This window comes from Vogesella lacus (assembly GCF_979366295.1).
In genome coordinates this window covers 26,756-51,759 of the sequence record NZ_CEETQT010000009.1, presented here as the reverse complement: position 1 = coordinate 51,759, position 25,004 = coordinate 26,756, and the positions used below count along the sequence as shown (strand labels likewise).

At 57.0% G+C, this 25,004-nt stretch carries 22 protein-coding genes; 14 read left to right on the top strand and 8 right to left on the bottom strand.

The annotated features are described in order from the left end of the window. Positions 1 to 81 precede the first annotated feature (81 nt). Entirely contained in the window at positions 82 to 1,497 is a 1,416-nt protein-coding gene (locus ACZ9W6_RS12530; RefSeq protein ID WP_465191497.1) for an FAD-dependent oxidoreductase, read from the top strand. 40 nt (positions 1,498 to 1,537) lie between these two features. Here ACZ9W6_RS12530 and ACZ9W6_RS12525 read toward each other — a convergent pair whose 3' ends face one another. The 3 genes from ACZ9W6_RS12525 to ACZ9W6_RS12515 form a co-directional block, all read right to left on the bottom strand. After that, positions 1,538 to 2,368: a glycosyltransferase gene (locus ACZ9W6_RS12525; protein ID WP_465191496.1), complete on the bottom strand. Its 831-nt coding sequence runs from the start codon at positions 2,366 to 2,368 to the stop codon at positions 1,538 to 1,540. Beyond that, positions 2,365 to 3,270: a glycosyltransferase family 2 protein gene (locus tag ACZ9W6_RS12520; protein ID WP_465191495.1), complete on the bottom strand. Its 906-nt coding sequence runs from the start codon at positions 3,268 to 3,270 to the stop codon at positions 2,365 to 2,367. Before ACZ9W6_RS12520 ends, ACZ9W6_RS12525 begins: the two co-directional genes overlap by 4 nt. A 661-nt stretch (positions 3,271 to 3,931) precedes the next feature. Further along, positions 3,932 to 5,191, bottom strand: coding sequence for an oligosaccharide flippase family protein (locus ACZ9W6_RS12515; protein WP_465191494.1), 1,260 nt, complete (start codon positions 5,189 to 5,191; stop codon positions 3,932 to 3,934). 94 nt (positions 5,192 to 5,285) lie between these two features. Between ACZ9W6_RS12515 and ACZ9W6_RS12510 the strand changes: the two genes are divergently transcribed. Next, positions 5,286 to 5,717 (top strand): CBS domain-containing protein, encoded by a 432-nt coding sequence (locus tag ACZ9W6_RS12510; RefSeq protein WP_465191493.1) that lies wholly within the window; start codon positions 5,286 to 5,288, stop codon positions 5,715 to 5,717. A 27-nt stretch (positions 5,718 to 5,744) separates the two neighbouring features. Here ACZ9W6_RS12510 and ACZ9W6_RS12505 read toward each other — a convergent pair whose 3' ends face one another. Continuing rightward, positions 5,745 to 6,530: an IclR family transcriptional regulator gene (locus ACZ9W6_RS12505; RefSeq protein ID WP_465191492.1), complete on the bottom strand. Its 786-nt coding sequence runs from the start codon at positions 6,528 to 6,530 to the stop codon at positions 5,745 to 5,747. A 143-nt stretch (positions 6,531 to 6,673) separates the two neighbouring features. Here ACZ9W6_RS12505 and ACZ9W6_RS12500 point away from each other — a divergent pair, with 143 nt between their 5' ends. The 7 genes from ACZ9W6_RS12500 to ylqF all read left to right on the top strand — a co-directional run bounded on the left by ACZ9W6_RS12500 (position 6,674) and on the right by ylqF (position 13,397). After that, positions 6,674 to 7,867 (top strand): acyl-CoA dehydrogenase, encoded by a 1,194-nt coding sequence (locus ACZ9W6_RS12500; RefSeq protein ID WP_465191491.1) that lies wholly within the window; start codon positions 6,674 to 6,676, stop codon positions 7,865 to 7,867. Positions 7,868 to 7,954: 87 nt separating this feature from the next. Further along, a complete protein-coding gene (locus ACZ9W6_RS12495; RefSeq protein WP_465191490.1) occupies positions 7,955 to 9,148 on the top strand; it encodes a CaiB/BaiF CoA transferase family protein in 1,194 nt (397 codons plus the stop codon). A 96-nt stretch (positions 9,149 to 9,244) separates the two neighbouring features. Further along, positions 9,245 to 10,864 carry an electron transfer flavoprotein-ubiquinone oxidoreductase gene (locus ACZ9W6_RS12490; protein WP_465191653.1) on the top strand — a complete coding sequence of 540 codons (1,620 nt, stop codon included), beginning with the start codon at positions 9,245 to 9,247 and terminating at the stop codon, positions 10,862 to 10,864. A gap of 414 nt (positions 10,865 to 11,278) precedes the next feature. Beyond that, on the top strand, positions 11,279 to 11,818 hold the full coding sequence (locus tag ACZ9W6_RS12485) for a hypothetical protein (RefSeq protein WP_465191489.1): 540 nt from the start codon (positions 11,279 to 11,281) through the stop codon (positions 11,816 to 11,818). A 10-nt stretch (positions 11,819 to 11,828) separates the two neighbouring features. Then, the gene (locus tag ACZ9W6_RS12480) at positions 11,829 to 12,179 is read left to right on the top strand and encodes a DUF4870 family protein (RefSeq protein ID WP_465191488.1); all 351 of its coding nucleotides are present in this window, start codon (positions 11,829 to 11,831) and stop codon (positions 12,177 to 12,179) included. Positions 12,180 to 12,240: 61 nt separating this feature from the next. Next, positions 12,241 to 12,453 carry a DUF3820 family protein gene (locus tag ACZ9W6_RS12475; protein WP_465191487.1) on the top strand — a complete coding sequence of 71 codons (213 nt, stop codon included), beginning with the start codon at positions 12,241 to 12,243 and terminating at the stop codon, positions 12,451 to 12,453. Between the two features lie 5 nt (positions 12,454 to 12,458). After that, entirely contained in the window at positions 12,459 to 13,397 is a 939-nt protein-coding gene (gene ylqF, locus ACZ9W6_RS12470) for a ribosome biogenesis GTPase YlqF (RefSeq protein ID WP_465191486.1), read from the top strand. A gap of 51 nt (positions 13,398 to 13,448) precedes the next feature. Here the strand turns inward: ylqF and ACZ9W6_RS12465 are convergent, their stop codons facing one another. The 4 genes from ACZ9W6_RS12465 to ACZ9W6_RS12450 form a co-directional block, all read right to left on the bottom strand. Continuing rightward, complete coding sequence (locus ACZ9W6_RS12465; RefSeq protein WP_465191652.1) at positions 13,449 to 13,652, bottom strand: hypothetical protein; 204 nt, start codon at positions 13,650 to 13,652, stop codon at positions 13,449 to 13,451. 108 nt (positions 13,653 to 13,760) lie between these two features. Next, entirely contained in the window at positions 13,761 to 14,414 is a 654-nt protein-coding gene (locus ACZ9W6_RS12460; protein ID WP_465191485.1) for an HAD family hydrolase, read from the bottom strand. Further along, positions 14,414 to 14,845 (bottom strand): Holliday junction resolvase RuvX, encoded by a 432-nt coding sequence (gene ruvX, locus ACZ9W6_RS12455; RefSeq protein WP_465191484.1) that lies wholly within the window; start codon positions 14,843 to 14,845, stop codon positions 14,414 to 14,416. The genes ACZ9W6_RS12460 and ruvX overlap by 1 nt, the downstream gene beginning before the upstream one ends. Beyond that, positions 14,838 to 15,398, bottom strand: a complete 561-nt coding sequence (locus ACZ9W6_RS12450; RefSeq protein ID WP_465191483.1) for a YqgE/AlgH family protein — start codon at positions 15,396 to 15,398, stop codon at positions 14,838 to 14,840. Before ACZ9W6_RS12450 ends, ruvX begins: the two co-directional genes overlap by 8 nt. Positions 15,399 to 15,518: 120 nt before the next feature. Between ACZ9W6_RS12450 and smc the strand changes: the two genes are divergently transcribed. The 5 genes from smc (at position 15,519) to ACZ9W6_RS12425 (ending at position 24,955) form a co-directional block, all read left to right on the top strand. Further along, the gene (smc, locus tag ACZ9W6_RS12445; RefSeq protein WP_465191482.1) at positions 15,519 to 19,001 is read left to right on the top strand and encodes a chromosome segregation protein SMC; all 3,483 of its coding nucleotides are present in this window, start codon (positions 15,519 to 15,521) and stop codon (positions 18,999 to 19,001) included. A gap of 1 nt (position 19,002) precedes the next feature. Continuing rightward, positions 19,003 to 19,737 (top strand): energy transducer TonB, encoded by a 735-nt coding sequence (locus ACZ9W6_RS12440; RefSeq protein WP_465191481.1) that lies wholly within the window; start codon positions 19,003 to 19,005, stop codon positions 19,735 to 19,737. A gap of 120 nt (positions 19,738 to 19,857) precedes the next feature. Beyond that, positions 19,858 to 21,000, top strand: a complete 1,143-nt coding sequence (locus ACZ9W6_RS12435; protein ID WP_465191480.1) for a cell division protein ZipA C-terminal FtsZ-binding domain-containing protein — start codon at positions 19,858 to 19,860, stop codon at positions 20,998 to 21,000. Positions 21,001 to 21,078: 78 nt separating this feature from the next. Then, on the top strand, positions 21,079 to 23,505 hold the full coding sequence (ligA, locus tag ACZ9W6_RS12430) for an NAD-dependent DNA ligase LigA (protein WP_465191479.1): 2,427 nt from the start codon (positions 21,079 to 21,081) through the stop codon (positions 23,503 to 23,505). A gap of 1 nt (position 23,506) precedes the next feature. Further along, the gene (locus tag ACZ9W6_RS12425; protein WP_465191478.1) at positions 23,507 to 24,955 is read left to right on the top strand and encodes a tetratricopeptide repeat protein; all 1,449 of its coding nucleotides are present in this window, start codon (positions 23,507 to 23,509) and stop codon (positions 24,953 to 24,955) included. Positions 24,956 to 25,004: the final 49 nt, after the last annotated feature.

Here is a 25,004-nt window from a genome sequence, read left to right as displayed (position 1 = left end):
GGGTGGCCGGCGAGCCACCTGCAGACAAGGAATCACCACCGTTGCGGCCAACGTTGGCCGCAACGGTAGAGGAATGCAATCATGGGTGACGTTTTCCAGTTCATGAAACTCTCGCGCAACCCCGGCGACAAGGTTGAAGTCGCGGTGCGCAAGATCGAGTTCAAAGAGATTTACACGCCACTGCATGCAGTGGATGCCGGTGACCAGGCAGGTCGCTGCCTGTCCTGTGGCAACCCCTACTGCGAGTGGGAGTGCCCGGTGCACAACTACATCCCGAACTGGCTGAAGCTGGTGAAGGAGGGCAAGTTGTTTGAAGCTGCCGAGATGTCGCACAAGACTAACTCCTTGCCGGAAATCTGTGGCCGCGTCTGCCCGCAGGATCGCCTGTGTGAAGGTGCCTGCACGCTGGAGCAGGGCGGCTTTGGTGCCGTGACTATCGGTAGCGTCGAGAAATTTATTACCGACGAAGCCTACAAGGCGGGCTGGCGTCCGGACATGTCCAAGGTGATCTGGAGTGACAAGAAGGTTGCCATCATCGGCGCTGGCCCGGCAGGTCTCGCCTGTGCTGACGTACTGGTCCGCAACGGCGTGCGTCCGGTGGTGTTTGATCGTTACGAGGAAATCGGCGGTCTGCTGACTTTTGGTATACCCGAGTTCAAGCTGGAAAAAGCGGTGGTGAAGCGTCGCCGCGACATCATGGAAGGCATGGGCGTCGAGTTCCGCCTTAACACCGAAATCGGCCGTGACATCGAGATCGAAACTCTGCTGGAGCAGTACGATGCCGTGTTCATGGGCATGGGCGCCTACAAGTACATGAAGGGGGGGTTTGACGGCGAGAACCTGCCTGGCGTGCTGGAAGCGCTGCCTTTCCTGATCAACAACGTGCGTCAGTGCATGGAAACCCTGCCGGCAGGCGAGGCTGCCGTCTCAATGGCTGGCAAGCGCGTGGTAGTACTGGGTGGCGGTGATACCGCGATGGACTGCAACCGTACTTCGATCCGCCAGGGCGCGAAGAAAGTGATCTGCGCTTATCGCCGTGACGAAGCCAATATGCCGGGTTCCAAGCGCGAAGTGGCCAATGCTCGCGAAGAGGGTGTGGAATTCTTGTGGAATCGCCAGCCTATGGGCATCGAACAGGCCGCCGACGGCAGCCTGCGCCTGAAACTGGCTGAAACCCGTCTTGGCGCGCCGGATGCCAAAGGTCGCCGTAATGCCGAAATCGTGCCAGGTAGCGAAGAAGTGATCGAATGCGACCACGTCATCGTCGCCTTCGGTTTTCAGGCCGAAGCTGCCGACTGGTTTGAACGTCAGAATATCGGCGTTGCTGCAAATGGCAGAACGTTGGCCGCAGCAAATGGCGAGTTCAAATTCCAGACCAGCAATCCCAAGATCTTTGCCGGTGGTGACCAGGTACGTGGGGCTGATCTGGTAGTGAGGGCGGTATTTGAAGGCAGGCAGGCGGCGGAGGGGATGTTGGCTTATTTGCAGGTTTGGTAAATGTTATTATTTTGACAAAAATAACCCACCATCAGGTGGGTTATTTTTTTAAGTAATTATTATTTATTGGTAATTCTTTAAGGCATTTCTCATTTAATTTTTTTCGGTCACGGTCAAAAAACCAACCCCATTTGTTAAAGTATTTAATGGCTGACACAATGTGGTATGCAAGTAATTTTTTATTGTGGTATGAGCCCTTGTTGAATTCATGAAATACTGTAGCTGATGGTAAGTACAGATTCCCATACTTGCTTGCAAAGCGTCTGGAGAGGTCAAGATCCTCCATATACATGAAAAAACGTTCATCAAAACCATCCAGGTCAATAAGTGCCTTGGATTTGCAAAACATAAAACAACCAGAAAGATATGGTGAAAAGAATGACTGGTCAAAATCAGCATGTCTAAGGAGGAAGGCTTGGTCGGTCCATCTCGCAAGATTTGGTAGAAAGCGCCTAAAGAATAGGGTGATTGGTGATGGGAGCAGTTTACATAATTCTTGGTTACTGCCATCTGGATAGACTATCCTTGGCATAAATAGTGCTGCAGCACTCTTTTCTGCATCATCAATCATTATTTTTACTGTATTTTTTTCAAAATAAACATCGGGGTTGCATATCAAGAAATAGTCTGACTCTGCAGAAAACTGTCTAATGGCAAGATTGTGCGCACATCCAAAGCCGATGTTTTTTCTTGAGGAAATATAACTTATACGAGTGTCTGATATTTCACTCGCCCAAAGCGCACCACCATTATCGATCAGAACAATTCTTTTAATTTCTGGTTGATTTAATAGTGAGGTAAGTGTCTTCTTCAGGTCTGAGTGGCTATGTTGAAACAAGACAATTGATGCAGTTACTGTATTGCTTTTCATCGTATTGGTCCCAGCTTGCCTCGTATCCCATCAATAAATCCACGTAGCATCATCTTTATATCATCTGTTTTATGGTCAGATAATAGTATCATTCCTAGGAAGTATCTTGTAATCCTTCGGATTAAGTGCATACGATGCCTTTTTTCATCTAATAATTTACCTCGAATGGAAAGATGAATTCCATTTCGAATGTAGAAATAGTTTCTAACGGGGGAGTGAATTGTATAAATGCCATTAAATAGTTTTTTTGACTTGTCACCTAGTTGATGTTCAATATGGACATTGAATGTTCCGTAAATTGAGTAACCATTTTTGATAGCTCGCCAGCACCATTCAAGATCAACCCAATCAATAAAGAGGTCGGAATTCATCATGCCAACTTCAGCTATTGACTTTGTTGGTATCAACATCCCTGATGCAATTATCTGTGATGCTTTGATTGTGCCTCTGTTTTGCGTGGTTTTACTTATGGATCCATTTTGATAATTAATAAAGAATGGCTTTAATTCAGGGGCATTGGTATTCTGGTAAGCGGGACCAATGGCCGCAATTTTTTCACCAGTAGCTTCTAGAATATCTAATTCATGCTTCATTTTAGATAAGAAGTCATTTGGAAATATTGTATCCTGGTCACTAAGCAATACCATTTCAAAATTATTATTTATTGCATGTGATATTCCAATGTTTTGAGCATGGGCTATGCCCATGTTTTTTTTAAGCGATATATATTGAATGTTAGAAAGTTTACTCACAGATGAGGATATCTGGTCAATTATTGACTGGATGCAGGTGTTGTCTATAACAATGATGGGTATGCAGTTGCTATGCAAAGATTTTAGTGTATTTTGCAACTGTTCAATTTTGGGGTTGTAAGTGACAACGATAGCGCAGCAAGATACCATTTTTTTAATAAATTGAATTGTGTAGAAAAGGGAGCCTGTAATAACCAGCGGCTTTCATTAAATCCCGCCATAAAAAATTATGATCGTAATCTATTTGGTTCATTATTCTGGCAAATCATCACCTTTCCCCGCAGTGTCGCCTTCATGGATTTCGTATTCGAAACTAATGCTATGGCAAGCCTGAACAGCATTGCTCGAGTATCATTATCCCAAGCTGTCGACTGTTTTTCATGCGCATCTTGCCGTTTCTCCCCACTGGAACCGGTCGGAGCATGTTCAGTACGATTCTCTAAGCAATGACAGATGCAGCCAGAGCACCTAGCCAATACCATCACCTATACGTCCAGCGCAGTTGGTTTTGATTACCAAGTGAACTGGCATTGTCTGCGCTAAGCCTTCAGTTGGCCGCTCGAGTGAGCGGTCTCGTTCTGTCAGCAATGCCATCTGGGTTGCAAGGGCATGGTCTTGATAGTATTCATATTTTTTAGTTAAATGATTACATTGACGGAATTTTCTCTATTCATGGTTATTTCTATATTTTTTTGAGAATATTATCTTCAACTAATTTTATTTTAATGTGAATATGGTCAGAATGCGAAGTTCTTGAATTTTCATATGGCTTTTGTCAGTGCTTGTTGTTGGAGGGTTTGTAATAATATTTTTAAAGTGTGATGCTTGAGTTGGCTCTCTTGCTAAATTTGAGCAAATTTTCTTTGTGACACTTGAAAGCTGATAAAATCAATATGAGAATTTCTGCCAGTATTATTGACAGAACAACACCATGTGCGCCAATTGATTTTGTTGTGAGGTAAGAGGTGGTTATGCAAAATACGCCAGAAATCATGATTGTCTTACTAACTATTTTTTCCATTCCGTAAGAAGTGAGAACAAGCAAGCAAACATTTGATATGGAAATAATAAGTGGTAGTATTGATAATGGTCTCATTATTTCACTTATTACGTCAGGACTTTCTTTGTAAAGGGTGTGGGAGATTAGATTTGAGAAAATGTATAGGATGCTTGATAGTATTGCGCCAAGTGTTGCCTGAGTGAAGAATGCTATTCTGATAGTTTCTTTTGCTGTTATTATATCACTTCGGATTGAGCTGTTGATTCTGGCTAGAAAAATTTGAGAAGTTGGTATCAGAAATCCTTGTAGTGCTTGTCTTACTCGATCGGCTGCCATAAACATCCCAACAGCAGTTGTGCCACCAGTGATACCCAAGATTATAGTTACAGTATGGGTATAAAGGTTGGCCACCATACTTGCTAATGATATATGCCATCCTTTTTTTAGTAGTACTAGAATTTTAATGAAAGTAACTTTTTGTGATGGAATCCACCCATGTTTATATGCGAATGCAATGGAGAGCGCGCCTGCGATGATTGAGGTTGAGTTTTGAATAAATGCTACTAGCCAAGTATCGTCAGGTCCGGATATAAATGCCAATATAAATGGGATGGCAATGAATTTCGCAGTAATTGATATTTTACTTATATAAATAATTTTTTCTTTTCCAATAAATAACCAGCTGGGCATTAATATCCCAATCCATACGCATGTGAAGGAGGATAGTATTAGCTTCCAGTCATCCATTAAGGTGTTAATGCTTACTGTTGCAATTATGGTAGCTGACAGTAGCATTAGTGAAAGTAATGCTTTGTAAGTGGTAATGTTCCAGAATATTGCTCCAGATCTTGTATTGCTATTCTTTAATCTTGAGATGGAAATTGCAGCGCTTGTGCCAAATCCGTATTCTACTGTTAATGTAAGGTATTGAAAGAATGCGGTAAATAAACTAAGCTTTCCGAATGACTCTAGGCCTAGTGTGTTTATAAGAAATGGTACCGTTAATAATGGTGCTAGATAACCGAGTCCATGAATGGTGAGTAAAGTTGCAGCGCTACTTTTTTTTATCATTTCAATACGATTTTTTGTTTTTAAGTTCGGTTTAATGGTTGTTTTTTAAAATGATATAACTATAGTTAAGTGCAGACCATAAGGAGGATGTTCCATGCAAACCGTAGGCCAACTAATCAAAAGCAAACCAAATCGTGATCTGATCACCATCGGTCCTGACGCAACCGTGTTCCAGGCTTTGCAGCTGATGGCCGAGCATGATGTCGGCGCATTGCTGGTAATGGAGATGGGTGATGTACTGGGCATCTTCTCCGAGCGTGATTACGCACGGCGTATCGTTCTTCAGGGCAAGACATCTGCCGGTACGCTGATCCGCGACATCATGACCTCAAAAGTATTGTATGTCGGGCCGAGTCAGACAGTAGGCGAATGTATGGCCTTGATGAGCGAGAAGCGTATCAGACATTTGCCCGTAATGGATGCGGACAAAGCAATTGGCATGGTGTCGATTGGGGATCTGGTGAAGGCAACGATTGCCGAGCAAGAGCTGGTGATCGAGCAGCTGGTCAGCTATATCCGCGCCTGAGGTTGGCCGCATGCGGCCAACCTTGCTTCAGCGGGGGAGAATTTGTCGGGACAGCCTTTGCAGAGCCGGTGCAATGCGCTGTCTCATTTCTTCAACGCTCAGGGTATAGGCGGGGCCGCTGGCATTGAGGCTCATCAGAACCATCCCTGGCATGATGGCGGGCAGGGCAATGCCGACGGCCATCACATCTTGTTCGTATTCGCCGAATGACTCACTGTAGCCATCCTGATGGCAGGTATTCATGGCTTCTTGCAGGCGGGCGTTTATTTCAGGCCATTGCTTGCCATAGCGCTGGGCAAGTTGCTGATCTAACTGTTCGCGTTCGTTGTCAGGCAGGGCACTGTAATAAGCACGGCCAATGGCGGTAGTGGCCAGTGGTACGCGCGAGCCTATGCTGAGTTGTACTGAAACGCGAGCCTGACTGCGATAACTTTCCAGATACACCATATCGGTGCTATCCCGGATGCCAAGGCTGATGGAGATATTGTTCTCCAGCGCAAATTCACGCATTAGTGGCGCTGCGATGCGGCGCAGGTCGTAGCTGCCCAGCGCGCTCGCCCCAAGGCTGAGTACGGCGCTGCCGAGGCGGTAATGTCCTGTCACTTCATCCTGAGCAAGATAACCCAGTTTGGTGAGCGTATAAGTCAGACGGGAGACCGTTGACTTGGGCAGGGCGGTACGTTGTGCCAACTGCAAATTGGACAAGGCCTGTTCACCTGGTTGAAAGGCTGCCAGGACTTTCAGGCCGCGTGCCAGTGCGCCGACAAACAGGCGATCCTTCTCTTCTTCTTCGATCTCGTTAGCCACGCTCATGGCACCCCCAATTCAAAAACAGTGGCAAGAATAGTGCAGCACCTTGGGCATGCCAAAGAAAAACTTTACATGCCTGTATCTCGCTGCTAGCCTATTTTGCATAGTAGAACATAATTCTGCATAGCGGAACAAAGGAGAGTTTCATGGCTGCCAGTAACGTTCGTGCCCCGTTCCAGTGGGATGATGCCCTGTTGTTGAACATGCAATTGACTGATGAAGAGCGCATGGTGCGTGACACCGCCTATGCCTACTGTCAGGAGCGCCTGTTACCACGCGTGCTTAGTGCCAATCGCGAGGAGCGTTTTGATCGCGAAATCATGAGCGAGATGGGCGAGCTGGGTCTCTTGGGGTGCACGATCGACAGCCATGGCTGTGCCGGTTTGTCGCATGTGGCTTACGGCCTGGTAGCGCGTGAGGTCGAGCGGGTGGATTCCGGCTATCGTTCGGCGATGTCTGTGCAGTCCAGCCTGGTCATGCATCCGATCTGGGCTTATGGCAGCGAAGCGCAAAAAGACAAATATCTGCCCAAGCTGGCCAGTGGCGAGTGGGTAGGTTGCTTCGGGCTTACCGAGCCGGATGCCGGCTCGGACCCGGGCAGCATGAAAACGCGTGCCCGCAAGGTTGAGGGCGGCTATGTACTGCATGGCAGCAAGATGTGGATTACCAATAGTCCGATCGCCGATGTGTTTGTGGTGTGGGCGAAAGACGATGAAGGCGAGATTCGCGGCTTTGTGCTGGAGAAGGGCATGAAAGGGCTGTCGGCGCCAAAGATCGAGGGCAAGTTCTCGCTGCGCGCGTCGATTACCGGTGAAATCGTCATGGATAACGTCGAAGTCGGTGAGGATGCCTTGCTGCCGAATGTCAAAGGGCTGAAAGGGCCGTTCGGCTGCCTGAACAAGGCGCGTTATGGCATTGCTTGGGGCGCGATGGGGGCTGCCGAATTCTGCTGGCACGCGGCACGACAATACACGCTGGATCGTCAGCAATTCGGCCGTCCGTTGGCCGCAACCCAGCTGGTGCAACTGAAGCTGGCCAATATGCAGACCGAAATCTCTCTGGGCCTGCAGGCTGCCTTGCGGGTTGGCCGCTTGCTGGATGAAGGGCAGGCGGCGCCGGAGATGATCTCGCTGATCAAGCGCAACAACTGTGGCAAGGCGCTGGATATCGCCCGTATTGCGCGTGACATGCACGGTGGTAATGGCATTTCGGATGAGTTCCACGTCATCCGCCATGTGATGAATCTTGAGGCGGTCAATACCTATGAAGGTACCCATGATGTGCATGCGCTGATTCTGGGCCGTGCGCAAACCGGCTTGCAGGCATTCTCGGCTGGCTAAGACGGGTTCGGGTTTGGATCCTGTCTGTTCTTTCGGCCCGCTAGCGGGCCGTTTTTTCCGGTCAAATCTGGCCGCAAGGAGCGTGTAATGGCTGCTGCATTGCAGGGTATCAGGGTACTGGATCTTAGCCGTGTGCTGGCCGGCCCGTGGGCGGGGCAGTTGCTGGCCGATCTGGGGGCCGAGGTGATCAAGGTCGAGCGGCCGGGAGCTGGCGACGATACCCGCCACTGGTCACCACCGGCGCTGGCTGACGGCACGGCGGCTTATTATCTGGCGGCCAACCGTGGCAAGCAGTCCTTGACGGTGGATATCACCAAGGCCGAAGGGCAGGCCATCATCAGAAGCCTGGCTGCAAATTGTGATGTGCTACTGGAAAACTACAAGGTTGGTGGCCTTGCCAAATACGGGCTGGATTACGACAGCCTCAAGGCGATCAACCCGCGGCTGGTGTATTGCTCGATTACCGGTTTTGGCCAGGATGGCCCTTATGCCGAGCTGCCCGGTTACGACTACATCGTGCAAGGCATGTCGGGGCTGATGAGTATTACCGGCCCGGCTGATGGCGAACCGCACAAGGTCGGCGTGGCGGTTACCGATCTGTTTACCGGCCTGTATGCGGCCAACGCCGTACAGGCGGCGCTGCTTGCGCGTGAGCGAACTGGCGAAGGCCAATATATCGATATGGCGCTGTTTGACTGTGCGCTGGCGATGCTGGCCAACGTCAATATGAACTGGCTGATCGGTGGTGAAGTGCCGCCGCGTCTGGGCAATGGCCACCCGAATATCGTGCCTTACCAAGTGTTTGCCACCGGTGAGAATGGTCATTTCATCTTGGCCTGCGGCAATGACAAGCAGTTCCGCGCGGTGTGCGAGGTCGCAGCTTTGCCACAGTTGGCCGCAGACCCGCGTTTCGCCAGCAATCAGCAGCGTGTGCAACACCGCGATACATTGGTGCCACAATTGGCGGCGGCCTTCATGGCAAAAGGTCGTGACGAGTGGCTGCGGCTGCTGGATGAGGCCGGTGTGCCGTGCGGGCCGATCAATAATGTTGCCGAGGCATTTGCCGATCCGCAGATCCGCCACCGCCAGTTGCAGATCGATTTGCCCGATCAGAACGGCAATCTGGTGCCGCAAGTGGCGAGCCCGATTCGCTTGTCCGGCACACCGTTGCAATACCGGAATTCGGCCCCGGCTTTGGGCCAGCATACCGACAGCGTGCTGCAACAATTGGGATACGATGCCGTTACCATTGCGCAACTACGCGCCAATGGTACCGTTTAAACGCTTGTTTGATTTTGACGCTGGCGGACAATCATTGCATCATTGGGCTTATTTATTGCCGTCCGCACAAAGGAGAACGCGGTGGAACGCGAATACATGGAATACGACGTGCTTGTCGTTGGTGGTGGTCCGTCCGGCCTCGCCACGGCCATCCGTCTGAAACAGCTGGCGGCCGAGCAAGGCCAGGAGATCAGCGTCTGTCTGCTGGAGAAGGGCTCGGAGATCGGTGCTCACATCCTGTCTGGCGCCGTGCTGGAGCCGACCACGCTGAACGAGCTGATTCCGGACTGGAAAGAAAAAGGCGCGCCACTGAATACACCGGCCGGCAAGGATCGCTTCCTGCTGCTGACCGAAACCGAGTCCATCCAGTTGCCAACGCCGCCGCAGATGAACAATCACGGCAACTACATCATCAGCCTTGGCAACTTCTGTCGCTGGCTGGGTCAGCAGGCCGAAGAGCTGGGCGTCGAGATTTACGCCGGCTTTGCGGCTGCTGAAGTGCTGTATCACGCAGACGGTTCGGTCAAAGGTGTTGCCACCGGCAACGTCGGCACCGGCAAGCATGGCGAGGAAGAAGGCGAACCGGGCATCGAGCTGTGGGCCAGACAGACCATCTTTGCCGAAGGCTGTCGCGGTTCGCTGACCAAGGAGCTGTTTACCCGCTTTGCACTGCGCGTGGGGGCAGACCCGCAAACCTACGGCATCGGCATCAAGGAGCTGTGGGAAGTCAAACCCGAGCATCACAAGCCGGGCAGCATCACCCACACCGCCGGCTGGCCAATGGACAGCAGCACCTATGGTGGCTCCTTCCTTTACCACCTGGAAAACAACCAGGTCGTCGTCGGCTTCGTGATCGGTCTGGATTACGAAAATCCTTACCTGTCGCCGTATGAAGAATTCCAGCGCTTCAAGACTCACCCTGCCATCAAGGGCGTGTTTGAAGGCGCGCGTCGCTTGTCGTATGGTGCACGTGCGATTTCCGAAGGCGGCCTGCAGAGTATTCCGAAGCTGAGCTTCCCGGGCGGCGTGCTGGTTGGCGATACTGCCGGCTTCCTCAATGTGCCGAAGATCAAGGGCACCCATACCGCGATGAAGTCCGGCATGTTGGCCGCAGAGGCTGTATTTGCCGCATTGCAGGGCGCGGAAGAGGGCAAGGCCATCGAGGCGGCCAGCTACACCGAGCGCTTCAAGCAGAGCTGGTTGCACGAAGAGCTGTACAAGGTGCGCAATATTCGTCCGTCCTTCCGCTGGGGTCTGTGGCCGGCGATGATCTATTCGGCGGTCGACACCTATCTCTTCGGCGGCAAGGCACCGTGGACGCTGCGTCATCGTCACCAAGACCACGAATGTCTGCGCCCGGCCGAAGAGTTCAGCCCGATCAGCTATCCGAAGCCGGATGGTGTGCTGACTTTTGATCGTCTGTCCTCGGTATTCATCTCGAACACCAATCACAGCGAAGACCAGCCACCGCATCTGAAACTCAAGGATGCCGGCGTACCGATCAAGGTCAACCTCTCCAAGTACGCAGCACCGGAACAGCGTTACTGCCCGGCCGGCGTATACGAGATTGTCGGCAAGGAAGAAGGCGAGCCGCGTCTGCAGATCAATGCGCAGAACTGCGTGCACTGCAAGACCTGTGATATCAAGGACCCGACCCAGAACATCAACTGGACCACACCGGAAGGTGGCGGTGGCCCGAACTATCCGAATATGTAAGTGGCAGCTTGCGGCCAACCTTGGCCGCAGCCGCAAACAGGACAGGATGTTGCCTCGCGGGCGGCATCCTGTTTTTGTTTGTCAGGCAGCTGCGTAGATTGCGCAAACCTGGCCATCAGACGTGGGCGGTGAGGGCTGGTGGATCAGTGTATTTGCGCGATTCGTGCATTATTTGTTGTATCAAGGCGTAATTCGCGCCGAAAGATTGACAGTGGTGCATATCATCCTTCACTATCAACGCATGAATACTGTGATCCGCTTTGTGTCCGCCGCTTATTATTATGGTTACCGCTCCCCGCTGGCGGCACCAGGGCGTTCTGCACACTGAGTTACAGATACCGATACCTGAACAAAGCCGCCGACTCCGGCGGCTTTGTGTTTTTGATGGGTCGGAGACGGTGGCGGGAGCTGAACATGAAACTGATACCCGCACATCTGCTGTCACCCAAGACTATGCAATTGGCGATCGAACTATGCATCGTGAACGATGTCGAACAGGCCTCGCACCTGCCGGGTAATCCGCTGTTGCGCCTGCCTGATCTGCTGCCATTGGCCGGACGTCTGGTCGTTCTCGAATCGCTGTTTCCCGAAGTGCGCACACTGGCCTATCTGTCCGCGCAGGGGCAAAGCCCGCAGCGCGGCGACTGGTTGGCCGCACGGGTCATGGTATTCTCTCTGCATCATCTGGCGCTGAATCTTGCCGAACTGGCCTTGATGGACAGCATCCAGCTCAAGCTGCAAACCCTTGCTGCACAGCTGTCATTGCCGGTGCCACAGCTGCAATCCTTTGCGGCCCGGCGCACACCTAGTGTGATGCAAACCTGCGGCGGCGGTGGCATCTGGCAAATCGCCGACGGCAATGTAGTGCAGCAGTCATTGCAATTGCGCGAGCAACTGCAGCACAACTTGCAGCCACTGCGCAGCGCCTTGCAGCGCATCCCGATAAACCGATAAAGGACGCAATATGGAAAACGGTTATTTCGAACGTATCCCGCAGGACGACCAGCTGCAAAAGCTGGTTCTGGTGGTGTATATCCTGCAAGCCGTGGCATTGATGGCCGGTGTTACCGCCATCATTGGCGTGATCATCAACTACATCAAGCGCGCCGAAACCCGCGATACCCTGTGGGAAAGCCACTTTCAATGGCAGATTCATACCTTCTGGTGGGGGCTGCTCGGTTTTGTGGTCGGCGGGGCGACTATCTGGCTGATGGGCATCGGTTTCCTGATCCTCGGCATCACCTGGGTGTGGTATGTCTACCGCGTTATTCGCGGCTTTTTGGCCTATAACGACAGGCGCGAGTTGCCAATGTAAGTTCACAGGTGCAAGGTTGGCCGCAGTTTGGCACAATGCGCCCCTTCCCGCTGATTGACTCATGACTCCCGAACATCTCGAACTGTTGCTGGTGCGCACCATGCCGTATGGCAAATACAAGGGGCGCGCCATCGCCGATTTGCCCGGCCATTACCTCAACTGGTTTGCACGCGAGGGCTTTCCGCCCGGCGAGATCGGTCGCCTGCTGGCGCTGATGCATGAGCTCGACCACAACGGGCTGACGAATTTACTGGATCCTTTGAGAAAGCGATAAACACCATGGCCATCCAATGGTTCCCCGGACACATGAACAAAGCCAGGAAAGAGCTGCAAGAGCGTCTTGGCGGAATCGATGTGGTCATTGAAATGCTGGACGCACGCCTGCCGGGCTCCAGCGCCAACCCGATGATTGCCCAGATCGCCAAGCGCAAGCCGGCGATCAAGGTACTGAACAAGCAGGATCTGGCCGACCCGGCCGTTACCCAGCTGTGGCTGAACTGGTATCGCAAAAAGCCCGGCACCGCCGCCATTGGCCTCGATGCCTCGGAAAAGTCGCCATCGCAACGCCTGATCGAGGCTTGCCTCGATGTTGCTCCGCATCGCGGCACACTGGAAAAGCCGCTGCGCGTGCTGATCTGCGGCATTCCCAACGTCGGCAAATCCACGCTGATCAACAGCATCGCCGGTCGCCGCATCGCCAAGACCGGTAACGAGCCGGGTATCACCAAGGGTCAGCAGCGCATTCTGCTAACCGATGAAATCGAGCTGTACGACACGCCGGGCATGTTGTGGCCGAAGATTCTGGTGCCGCAAGCCGGTTACAACCTCGCCGCCAGCGGCGCCGTTGGCCGCAATGCACTGGACGAAGAAGAAGTTGCGCTGGAACTGCTGGCCTATGTAATGCCGCGTTATGTTGACGAGCTGAAAGCGCGTTACAACGTGGCCGACTTTGATGGCCTGCAAGACTGGCAGTTGATGGAAGAAATCGGCAAGAAGCGTGGCGCGATGCTGCCGGGTGGCCGTGTCAACATCCAGAAAACCGCCGAGCTGATCCTGACTGATTTCCGCGCCGGCGCGATTGGCCGTATCTCGCTGGAAAAGCCGGATGAGTGGGCAGTGTGGGAAAAGGCAGCGAAAGAGGCCGATGCCGCCAACCGTGAGCGCAAAGAAAAAGTGCGCGAAGAATGGCAGGGCAAGAAGAAAAAGAACCACTTCTGATTGACGGATGCTGGTCAAGACAAAAGGGTCGCGCAAGCGGCCCTTTTGCTTTTACTGCTCGTGGCAGCGCAGTTGCGGCCAACGTTGTGGCCATTGTTTTTCCGCCTGTCGTTGCTGCCACGCAGCATCGCCGCCACTAAAGCGCGGATTGCGGGTAATGGTCAGCGAAAACAGCGCCTCCCAATCAGACAGCGGCGTGTCCTCATGGCCGTGCTGTCTGTCCCATACCAGATTGCGTACAAAACCGGCGGCCAGCCAGAATTCTCAGCCCAGGATATCGCGCACGATTTGCAGGTAGCGCATGCGCTGCCCGTCGGCGCGCAGCCATTGTTCCAGCATGGGTGGGGGTGGCGCTGACAAGATTCAGCCGGCGGCCAAGATCGACAGCAGATCTAGCAGGCTGCCGCCTTCGCGACGGCGATCGACGTGGAAGCTGGCCAGTCCTAGCGAGTTGGCCGCACCGATATCGCGTACCAGATCGTCGCCTATCACCATGCAGTCTGGCAGTGCGACGCCAGCCAGCCTCGCGGCGGCCTCGAAAATGCCGGCGTCAGGCTTGGCGAAGCCGCAGTTTTGCGGCGTCAGCAGATGGGCAAAATGGGCATCCAGCCCGGTGTGCGCCAGTTTGCGCATCTGCACTTCATGATGGCCATTGCTGACCAGCACGCGCGGCAGATGAGCTGTCGCAGCGAGAAAGGCTGGCACATCGTCAAACAGCTTCCAATTGCTGCGGTAGCCGTGCAGATAGGGCTGGAAGGCGGTTTCGGCGGCGGCATCGTCAAGATCCTGCTGCAGCAGGCCGCGGATGCGGGCGTGGCGTTGTTCGATCAGGCTGCATTCGCCGCGTTCGAATCGCGTCCAGTGCAGGCGGGTGAGTTGCTGCCAGTGGCCAAACGCCTGTTCGGGTTCGATATCCAGCTGGTGGGCGGCGAGCAGCGCATACAGGCCGTGGCGCGAGGCGTGTTCGTCATCGCACAGCGTGTCGTCGATGTCGATCAGCAGCGCGCGGATGGCCATCAGGCCATTGCCTCGCCGGGTTGCTCGAACCAGCCGGCAAGAATCGCCTGGGCGGCCACCTGATCGAGCATCTCTTTCTGGCGGCGACCGTGCACGCCGGCTTCGTGCAGCATGTCTTCGGCAATCACCGACGTCAGCCGCTCGTCGACCAGCCACACCGGCAGGCTGTAACGTGCTTTCAGGCGGCGGGCAAACTTGCGCGACAGCTGGGTGAGTTGATGTTCGGTGCCATCCATATGCATGGGCAGGCCAACGACAAAGCCGCTGATCTTCCATTCGGCCACCAGCTTGTCGATGGCGGCAAAACGCGCGTCGTTGGCTTCGTGACGGATGGTTTCCAGCGGGCTGGCGATGCCGACTTCAGGCTCGCCCAATGCCACGCCGATGCGTTTTTCGCCGAAGTCGAGGCCGAGTACCGTGCCCTTATGCATGACCGGCACCACCGGCCAGCAGGGAGGGGTCAAAGCCCAGCAACAGGGTGGCGCTGCGATAGCGCTCCTCGTCGGCGCTGTCGAAAATCACCCAGTCTTCGGCGGCGACTGTCAGCCACTGGTTGGCCGCAATCTCCTCCTCGAGCTGGTTTTTCTCCCAGCCGGCATAGCCGAGGCTGACGAAGATCTTGTCCGGGCCTTCGCCATCGGCGACGGCCTTGAGGATGTCTTTGGAGGTGGTCAGCGCCATATCGTCGGTAACGGTCAGGCTGGACTGCCAGTTGCCGATAGGCTGATGCAGCACGAAGCCGCGATCCGGCTGTACCGGGCCACCGAAGTGCACGGCCAGGGTATTGGCGCTGTCATCGGCCAGTGGCAGGTCGATCTGCTCCAGCAGTTGCGCCAGCACGAGGCCGGATGGCTTGTTGATGATGACGCCCATGGCGCCGTGTTCGCCGTGCTCGCAGATATACACCACGCTCTTGGCAAACAGCGGGTCTGACATGCCGGGCATGGCAATCAGGAAGTGATTGGCTAGGCTCAGGTTTTCCATGGCTGCATTATGGCAACCAATATCCCGCCGGCAAAGAGGGCGGCCAAAATAAAGCGGCAGGCAGTAGCGGGCAGGCTTGCTAGAATAGCGGGCTGAATCAGACTCTAGCCGGAAACTGTCTTGCGCCTCACCCATATCAAGCTTGCGGGCTTCAAATCCTTTGTCGATCCGACCTCAATCGCCGTGCCCGGCCAACTGGTGGCGGTGATCGGCCCCAATGGTTGCGGCAAATCCAATGTGATCGACGCCGTGCGCTGGGTGCTGGGCGAATCCAGCGCCAAGCAGCTGCGCGGCGAATCGATGCAGGACGTGATTTTCAATGGCTCCAGCACGCGCAAGCCGGTATCGCGCGCCTCGGTCGAGCTGGTCTTCGACAATAGCGATGGCGGCCTGATCGGCCCTTTCGGCCAGTATGGCGAGGTGGCCATCAAGCGTGTCCTCACGCGCCAGGGCGAATCCAGCTACTACATCAACAACCAGCAGGTGCGCCGCCGCGATATTACCGATCTGTTCCTCGGTACCGGCGTCGGCGCGCGCGGCTATGCGGTGATCGAGCAGGGCATGATCTCGCGCATCATCGAAGCCCGCCCCGAAGAGCTGCGTGCCTATCTGGAAGAAGCTGCCGGCGTATCGCGTTACAAGGAGCGCCGCCGCGAGACCGAAAACCGCCTTGCCGACACCCGCGACAATCTCATCCGTATCGAAGACCTCAAGCTGGAGCTGGCGCGTCAGGTCGAGAAACTCAGCGAGCAAGCCGAGGTTGCGGCCAACTATCAGGACATGCGCGGCGCGCTGACCTTCAAGCAGAACCTGCTGGCGCTGGTGCGCCGTGAAGAAGCCGCCCGTGCCGAAGCCGCCGAGCGCGCTGAACTTGCGCGCCTCGAAACCGAAGAACAGGCACAGGAAGCAGCGCTGACGCGGCTCGATAGCGAGCTGGAAACGGTGCGCGAAAGCCATTACGCCGCCAGTGACAGCGTGCACGCCGCGCAGCAGGCCTTGTTCGAAGCCAATGCCACGCTGGCGCGACTCGAAGAACAGCAACGTCATCGCCAGCAAAGCCGCGAACGGCTGAGCCGCGAGCTGACTGCCGCGCGTAACGAGCGTCAGCAACTGGCCGAACAGAAACAGCTGGTGGAAAGCGAGCTCGACGAGTGGCTGCCCAAGCGAGAAGACGCGCAGTATCAGCTTGAAGAAGCGCAGCTGGTGCTGGAAGAAGGCAGTGATGGCCTGCCCGAAGCCGAGGCGAAATACCGTCAGGCGGAACAGGCTTACAACCAGCGCCAGAGCCAGATTGCCAATCTGACGCGCGAGCGCGATCTGGCGCGGCAGCAGGGCGAGCATCTGCGCCGCAATCTTGAACAACTGCAACAGCGCGAACAGGCGCTGCAACACGAGCTGCGCGATCTGAACCTGCCCGAGCAGGCGGCGCAAGACGCGGCGACGGCGCAAGTGGCCAGCGCCAAAAGCGCGCTGGAAGCGGTACGCGCAAGGTTGGCCGCAGACGAGGCCAAGCAGGCCGATCTGGGCGCCGAGCGCGAACAGCTGGATCGCGATATCAACCGTCAGCATGGCGAAGCGGCGCGAGCCGAGGCCGAAGTCGCGGCGCTTGATGCCGTGCTGGCGCGCGAGGCGGCCGGCGAACAGCTGGCCGGCTGGCTGGCGGCACAGCAGCTGGCCGAGCGCCCGGGGCTGTGGGCCAGCCTCAAGGTAGACGAACAATGGCGCAGCGCGGTCGAGGTGGCGCTGGGCGACAGGTTGGCCGCACGCAGCGCCGCGCTGCCGGATGCCCTGCCGCCGGCGGCGCTGACCCTGGTTGACCAGTCACGACAGGCCGTGGCCGCGACGCAGCCGGCCGACAGCCTGCTGCACAGCATCAGCGCCGCCGGTGAATTTGCCGCCGCGTTGCAGGACTGGTTGGGCGGCATACGCTGTGCGGCCAACCTTGAGACGGCACTGGCAATGCGTGCGCAACTGCAGGCCGGCGAATGCTGGATCACGCCGCAAGGTCATCGTGTCGGCACACACAGCGTCAGCTATCACGCCGCCGGCAGCGACGACGGCATGATGGCGCGTCAGGCAGCCCGCGATGCCGCCGCGCAAAAGCTGGCGGCGATCCAGCCGCAGCAGGCCGAATTACAGATCAAGCGTGAACGGCTGCAATCGACACTGGGCATGCTGGCCGAGGCGATCCGCGCGCAAAAAGGCGCGGTGTCGCGCCTCGAGGCCGAACTCAATGCCGTGACGCTGGAGCAGGTCAAGCTGGATCAGGCGGCACGGCAGGGCGCGGCGCGACTGAATGCGATCCGCGCCGAGCAGCAGCGACTGCAGGACGAGAAAACCGCCGCGCTGGATCATATGGCCGAGGCCGAAATGCTGGCCGAGGAAAGCGAGCTGCAGCTGGAAACACTGCAGGAGGGGCTGGAAGAAAGCCGGCTGGCGCGGCTGAATGCCGAAACCGGGCTGGAGCTGGCACGCAATCGGGCACGCGATGCCGAGCGCCTGCTGCACGAAGTACGACTGGCGCAGCATGTGGCCGAACAGAAAGTCGCCGAGCTGGCGCGCCGGGCGCGCGAACTGGGCGAGCGCGACGAACAGCTTCAGGAGCGGCTGGAAACGCTGGCGATGGAAAGCGAAGAAGTTGACGAGGCCGCGCCGGATGATGCTCTGCAAGAAGCCTTGCTGTTACGCGAGAGCCGCGAGACGGTGTTGGCCGCCAGTCGCGACCAGCTTAATGCGCTGACCGAAACCTTGCGCGTCTACAGCCAGCAGCAGCAGGCGATCAGCGCCGCCTTGCCGGCCTTGCGCGAGGCACGATCGGCCAGCCTGCTACGCCATCAGGAAGCGCGGCTGAACCTCGAGCGTTATCGCGAGGAGCTGGTGGCGGCCGGAGCCGACGAGGCCGAGCTGCTGCCGCATTATCATGACAATCTGAAAGCCAACACCCTGGCCGCCGAAATCGCGCGACTGGCGCGCGCGATCGAAAATCTGGGCGCGGTGAACCTGGCCGCGCTGCAGGAGCTGGAAGAAGCGCAAAAGCGCGGCGACTATCTGACCAGCCAGACCGACGACCTGCTGCAGGCGATGGCGACGCTGGAAGAGGCGATTGCCAAGATCGACGGCGAAACCCGCGAGATGCTGCAGGCGACTTATGACGCGGTGAACAGCAAGATGAGCGAGTTCTTCCCGACGTTGTTTGGCGGTGGCCGCGCCGAGCTGGTGTTGACCGGCGAGGACCTGCTGTCGGCCGGCATCCAGATCATCGCCCAGCCGCCGGGCAAGAAGAACAGCACCATCCACCTGCTGTCAGGTGGCGAAAAGGCACTGACTGCGATGAGTCTGGTGTTCTCGCTGTTCTCGCTGAATCCGGCACCGTTCTGCCTGCTGGACGAAGTCGATGCGCCGCTGGACGACGCCAATACCAGCCGTTTTTGTGATCTGGTGAAAAAAATGGCCGAGCATACCCAGTTCCTCTACATCAGCCACAACCGCCTGACCATGGAGATGGCCGAGCAGCTGGTGGGCGTGACCATGCAGGAACAGGGCTGCAGCCGCATCGTGGCGGTGGATATTGTCGAGGCGCTGAAGATGCGCGAAACGGCCTGAGATGCGCGGCGCGCTGCTGGCGTCCTTGCTGCTGCATGGCTTGCTGCTGTGGCTGTTGGCCGCCGCCATGCCGCTGCCGCCAGCCGCTGCCGTGCCGCCCAGCATCTTGCTGCTAGCCAGCGACGAGCTGGAGCCTGCTCCCGTTGTGGCCGCAAGGTCGCAGCCCGCACCGATCAAGCCTGCCGCGGCCAAGCCAGCCGTGCGAGATAGCAAACCGGCAAATAAGCCGGCAAATAAGCCTCAGCCGGCCGCCGTAGTGCCAGCTTCTCCTGCGCCAGTGCCAGAAAAATCCCGACCTTTGCCGCCCGCGGTGCCACCTTCAAGCGTTGTCGCCGCCACTGCGGCCAACTCTGCGGCTACGGCTGATCGCACCGGCAAAAACAATGCCGAACCACCGGCGGCGGTATCAGGTAATTCGCCTGGCGCTAGCGGCAGTGCGAATGCGCGCAGCCAGCCGGATCAGCCGGCGCGGGTGCGGCAGCAGCCCAAGCCGCCGTATCCCGAGCTGTCGCGTGAACGACAGGAAGAGGGCGTAGTGAGGCTGCGTTTGCAGCTGGATGCGCAAGGACGTTTGCAGTCGGTAAAGCTCTTGCAATCCAGTGGTTTTGTGCGGCTGGATCGTGCAGCACGCGAGGCCGTTACCGACTGGCAATTTTCACCTGGCGTACAAAATGGGCAGCCGGTGCCCGCAACGCTTGATGTACCGGTATACTTCCGTCTTGAACAAGGCGGCTAATTGTTAATAAAACCGCCATTTCGATAAAAGAATTCATGACAGCAGGCTTGCGTCATTGTCGCCGGCTGTTTGTTATAATATCGTGCTGACAAAACAAGGCTCGGTTGTGGATAAGGCTCGATGAGCGAAATACAAATCGGTTTGCTGGCTGTGGGCATTCTGGTCATTGCCCTGGTCGTAGCATTCAACTCATATCAGGAATGGCGCTTTCGCAAGAAAACGCGTCAGGCCTTTGGCAATGCGCATGCAGATGTTCTGCTCGATGTGCCGAAAAATCATGTACGCGATGGCCGTCACGAGCGTCTGGATCCGGTCCTGCTGCATGATCACGATGACGACCAGCCTGCTTATCTGAACGATATGCCGCCACCGGTGATGCCGGTGCCGCCCGCGCCAGTGATCGAAGACGAGCCGCTGCCGGAAGACGACCCGGCGCTGGATGCGGCCGACCATCAGGCTCTGATCGCCTCGATGCTGGATCCTTCACTCGATTACATTGCCGAAGTCGTATTCAACAAGCCGGTTTCACTTGGAAGCCTGCCGCGTTTCAATGTGGCCAAGCGCGTACAGATCATCCTGCGCGCCGAGCGCGGCTTGTGGACGCCGGCCGAGCTCTTGCCCGGCATGCGTTACAAGCAGATCAACTTCGGTCTGCAGCTGGTCGATCGCGGTGGTGCGGTAACCGAGCAGGAGCTGATCAGCTTCAGCCAGCAGATCCAGAAATACGCCGAGCAGTTCGGTGCCGAGGCCAGCCTGCCACAACGCCAGCAAAAGCTGGTGGCCGCGCGCGAGCTCGATAACTTCTGTGCGGATGTCGATGTGCTGATCGGTATCAATATCGTGCCGCGTGCGCCAATCTCCGGTCAGCGTCTGCGCAGTGTGGTCGAGTCCGGCGGCTTGCAGCTGGAGCCGGATGGCCAGTTCCACTATCTGGCTGATTCGGGCAATTCGCTGTACTCGCTCGCTTCTGCCGACCAGCAACCGTTTACCCTGCACAATCTGCTCGACAAGCAGTTCCCGGCCTTGACCCTGATGTTTGACGTGCCGCGTGTTGCCGGTGGCGCGGCAGTGTTTGACCGTGCCATCCAGTTTTCCCTGCACCTGGCCGCCGAGTTTGATGCACGGCTGGTGGATGACAACCGCCGCGAGCTGAACGAGGCCAGCCTGCTGAAGATCCGTGATCAGCTGGTGAAAATCTACGGCATGATGGACGACCGCGGTATCGCGCCTGGCAGCGTTGCCGCCTTGCGGCTGTTTGCCTGAGCTTGGCCGCAAACCCGAGAATGATGCCCACGCCGACTGTCCGCAGTCGGCGTCTTGCTTTTGAATTGCGGAAATGAAATGACGAACAATCTGCCTGAAGCTGTCGTACGGCGCGCCGCCGAGCTGACAGCACTGCTGCACCGTTACAACCACGAATACTATGTGCTCGACACGCCGACGGTGCCGGATGCCGAGTACGACCGGCTGTTTCGCGAGTTGTCGCAGCTCGAAAAAGACTATCCTGCGCTGCAAGGCAGCACTTCGCCGACCCAGCGGGTGGGTGGCACGCCGTTGTCCGAGTTTGCCCCCCTTGCTCATGTCGTACCGATGTTGTCCATCCGCACCGAGACCGACTCCTCGGCGGCTGGCGCGCTGGCGTTTGATGCCAGCATTCGTCGCGAGCTGGGCTTGGGCGAGCAGGATGCCGCGGTCGAATACTCGGCCGAACTCAAGTTTGACGGCATGGCCATCAGCCTGCGTTACGAAAATGGCGTGCTGGTACAGGCCGCCACGCGTGGCGATGGCACGACTGGTGAAGACGTGACTGCCAATATCCGCACCATCCGCCAGATTCCGCTGCAACTGCACGCGCAGCCGCAAACTGTCTTGCCGGCGGTACTTGAAGTGCGCGGCGAGGTTTATATGCGGCTGGATGATTTTGCGCGCCTGAACGAAAAGCAGCTGGCCAGTGGCGGCAAGACCTATGTGAATCCACGCAATACTGCCGCCGGCGCGGTGCGCAATCTGGATTCGAAAGTGACCGCCAGCCGCCGTTTGTCCTTCTTTGTTTACGGTGTCGGTGAGGTTGAGGGCTGGGCGGCGCAACCCGATACCCAGGCTGCGCTGATCGCTGCGCTAGGCGAGTTCGGATTCCCGGTTTGTGAGCACAATGCAATCGTGCGTGGCGGCGCGGCTCTGGCAGCCTTCAAGGATGAAGTCGAGGCGCGGCGTGCGTCTTTGCCTTTCGAGATTGATGGCGTGGTGTACAAGGTGAATTCGCTGGCCTTGCAGCAAAGCTTGGGTTTCCGCTCGCGCGAGCCGCGCTGGGCTGTCGCGCACAAGCTGCCGGCGCAAGAGCAGCTGACTATCGTCGAGGCGATCGAGGAACAGGTTGGCCGCACCGGCGCGATTACGCCGGTGGCACGGCTGAAGCCGGTATTCGTCGGCGGCGTCACCGTGACCAATGCCACGCTGCATAACGAGGACGAGGTGCGGCGCAAGGATGTGCGCGTTGGCGATACCGTCATCGTGCGTCGAGCCGGTGATGTGATTCCGGAAGTCGTCGCCGTTGTGCTCGACAAGCGCCCGATGCTGCCTGCTGCGGGTGGCGATCTGTTCAGCAGCAGCGAGGAGCCGCAATACTCGGCGTATCGTCTGCCGACGGCCTGTCCGGTGTGTGGCAGCCATGTGGTGCGCGAAGAGGGCGAGGCGATTGCGCGTTGCTCCGGCGGCCTCGTCTGCAAGGCGCAGCGTACCCAGGCGATCCAGCATTTTGCCGGTCGCCGCATGATGGATATCGATGGCCTCGGTGACCGATACATCGACAAGCTTGTCGAGTTTGATTATGTCGGCAATGTGGCCGATCTCTACCGGCTGACACTGGACGATCTGCTGGAGATGAAACGGCGCGCCGACGAACAGGAAGGCGTGACGCCGGAGACCGTCAAGGCTGGCAAGGTAGCGACCAAGTGGGCAGAGAATCTGATCGCGGCCATCGCCGCCAGCAAGACGCCGCCACTGGCGCGCCTGCTGTTCTCGCTCGGCATCCGCCATGTCGGCGAATCGACTGCCAAGACGCTGGCTGACTGGCTGGGCACGCTGGCGAATATCCGCCGCGCACCGCGCGCGATTCTCGCCGCCTTGCCTGATATCGGCGCAGTGGTGGCCGAGGCGATTGCCGAATTTTTTGCCGAGCCGCGCAACGAGGCCGTTGTGGATGCCTTGCTGGCTGCCGGCGTGCAGCCGCAGGGTGAGCATGCACCCAAGGCGCAGCTGCAGGAAAAACTGGCTGCGGCCAACCTTTACGCCAGACTCGGCGTGCCACGCTTGACCGACACCCGCGCCCAGCAACTGGCCACGCAAGTGGCCGAGCCGGCAAGGTTGGCCGCGATGCCGCGTATCGAGCTGATCCGGCTTGATTTGCCGGCCGAGGTCGTCAATGCGCTGGCCGACTGGCTGGATGTGGCCAGCAACCGTGCCAGCCTGCAGGTAGTGGCCGATTATCGTCGCGATTTGCTGGCCAGTTTGCCGCAAGAAGACGCCGCTCCGCAGAACGATGCCATCGCCGGTAAGACTTTCGTGCTGACCGGTACCTTACCGACCATGGGCCGCGACGAGGCCAAGGCCTTGATTGAGGCAGCCGGCGGCAAGGTATCGGGCAGCGTCTCGAAGAAAACCCATTATGTGGTGGCGGGCGAAGAGGCTGGCAGCAAGCTCGCGAAGGCGCAGGAGCTGGGCGTGACCGTGCTGGACGAAGCCGGCCTGCTGGCCCTGCTCGGAGACTGAGATGAAGGCCGCACAGCAGCGTTTTGACGAGGCCAACCGCCTGCAGGCGGCCGGCAAACTGCCGCAGGCCATTGCACTGTGGCAGCAACTGCTGCAGACCGCACCGCATGACTGGCAGGCCCGGCTGAATCTGGCCAATGCCTTGCAGCAGTCCGGCGACTATCCGGCGGCGCTGGACGCTTATCTGGCGGTGCTGGCGCAGCAGCCGGATTCACTGGCGGCCAAGTGCAATCTCGCGCAATTGCTGAAGGTGCTGGGCGAATATGCGGTGGCGGCGGCGTTGTTGCAGGAGGTGCTGCAAGCCGAGCCGGCGAATATTGATGCCCTGGCGGCGCTGGCGCTGGTGTGTGGCTATCTGGGCGAGCCGGAGCGGGCGGTCGAGCTTGCCGAACGTGCCTGTGCGCTGGCCCCGCAGCGCGCTACGCTGGCGGCCAACCTTGGCCTGCTGCTGACCAATGCGCGCGAGTATGAAGCAGCCGAAAGTGTGCTGACGGCTGCGATTGCCCGCTTTGGCGACTTGCCGGATCTGCGCTGGAATCGCAGCATCGTGCGGCTGTATCTGGGGGACTATCTGGCGGCCTGGCCTGATTATGAGGCGCGCTTTGCCGCGGTCTTTGCCGCAAAACACGCGCATCTGCCGCGTTTCGACCCACAACAACATTGCGGCCAACGTGTGCTGCTGTGGGCCGAGCAAGGGCTGGGCGACAGCATCATGATGCTGCAGCTATTGCCGGCTTTGCTGGCACGTTTTGATCTCGTGCCTCTAATCGAGGCACCGGCCAGCCTGCATCCGCTGCTGGCGAGCCTGTTGCCCGCTGCCGAGTTGTATGCTGATGCGAGCGGCGTGGCAGCTGCGGCGCAGCTGCCTTTCATGTCCATGCCGGCAGTGTTGCAGCTGGCACGCGAGCAGCTGGCCGCTCAGCCTTACTTGCGTGCGAGTGAAGAGCGGATTGCCAGCTGGCAGCCAAGCTTGGCCGCGAGCCGACAGTACAAGCTGGCGGTGGGCCTGGTGTGGCAAAGCGGGGCCTGGGGCGTCGGCGCGGCGGATTACAACCGTCAGCGCAAGAGCGTGCCGCTGGCCGGGCTTCAAGCATTGCTGGCCGTGGGCGGCTTGGACTGGTTTTCGTTGCAGACAGCCTTGTCAGCCGATGAGGCTTTGCCTGCTGTCTTGCATGATCTTGGGCGTGACATTCGCAACTTTGCCGATACGGCGGCCATCATCAGCCAGCTGGATCTGGTGATTACCGTGGATACCGCAACGGCTCATCTGGCGGCGGCGCTGGGCAAGCCGGTCTGGGTGTTGATGCGTTACGAAGGCGCGCCATTTTTTGGTGCGGATGACCGCATGCCGTGGTATGGCGGGGTCAGCGTGATACGCCAGCCAAGACCGGGGGATTGGCAGGTGCCAATTACGAATCTTATTGGCATGTTAGAATGTCTGAATAAATGATCTTGAATCAAAATGCATGAACTAATTAATTTTAATGAGAGAGTTAGCT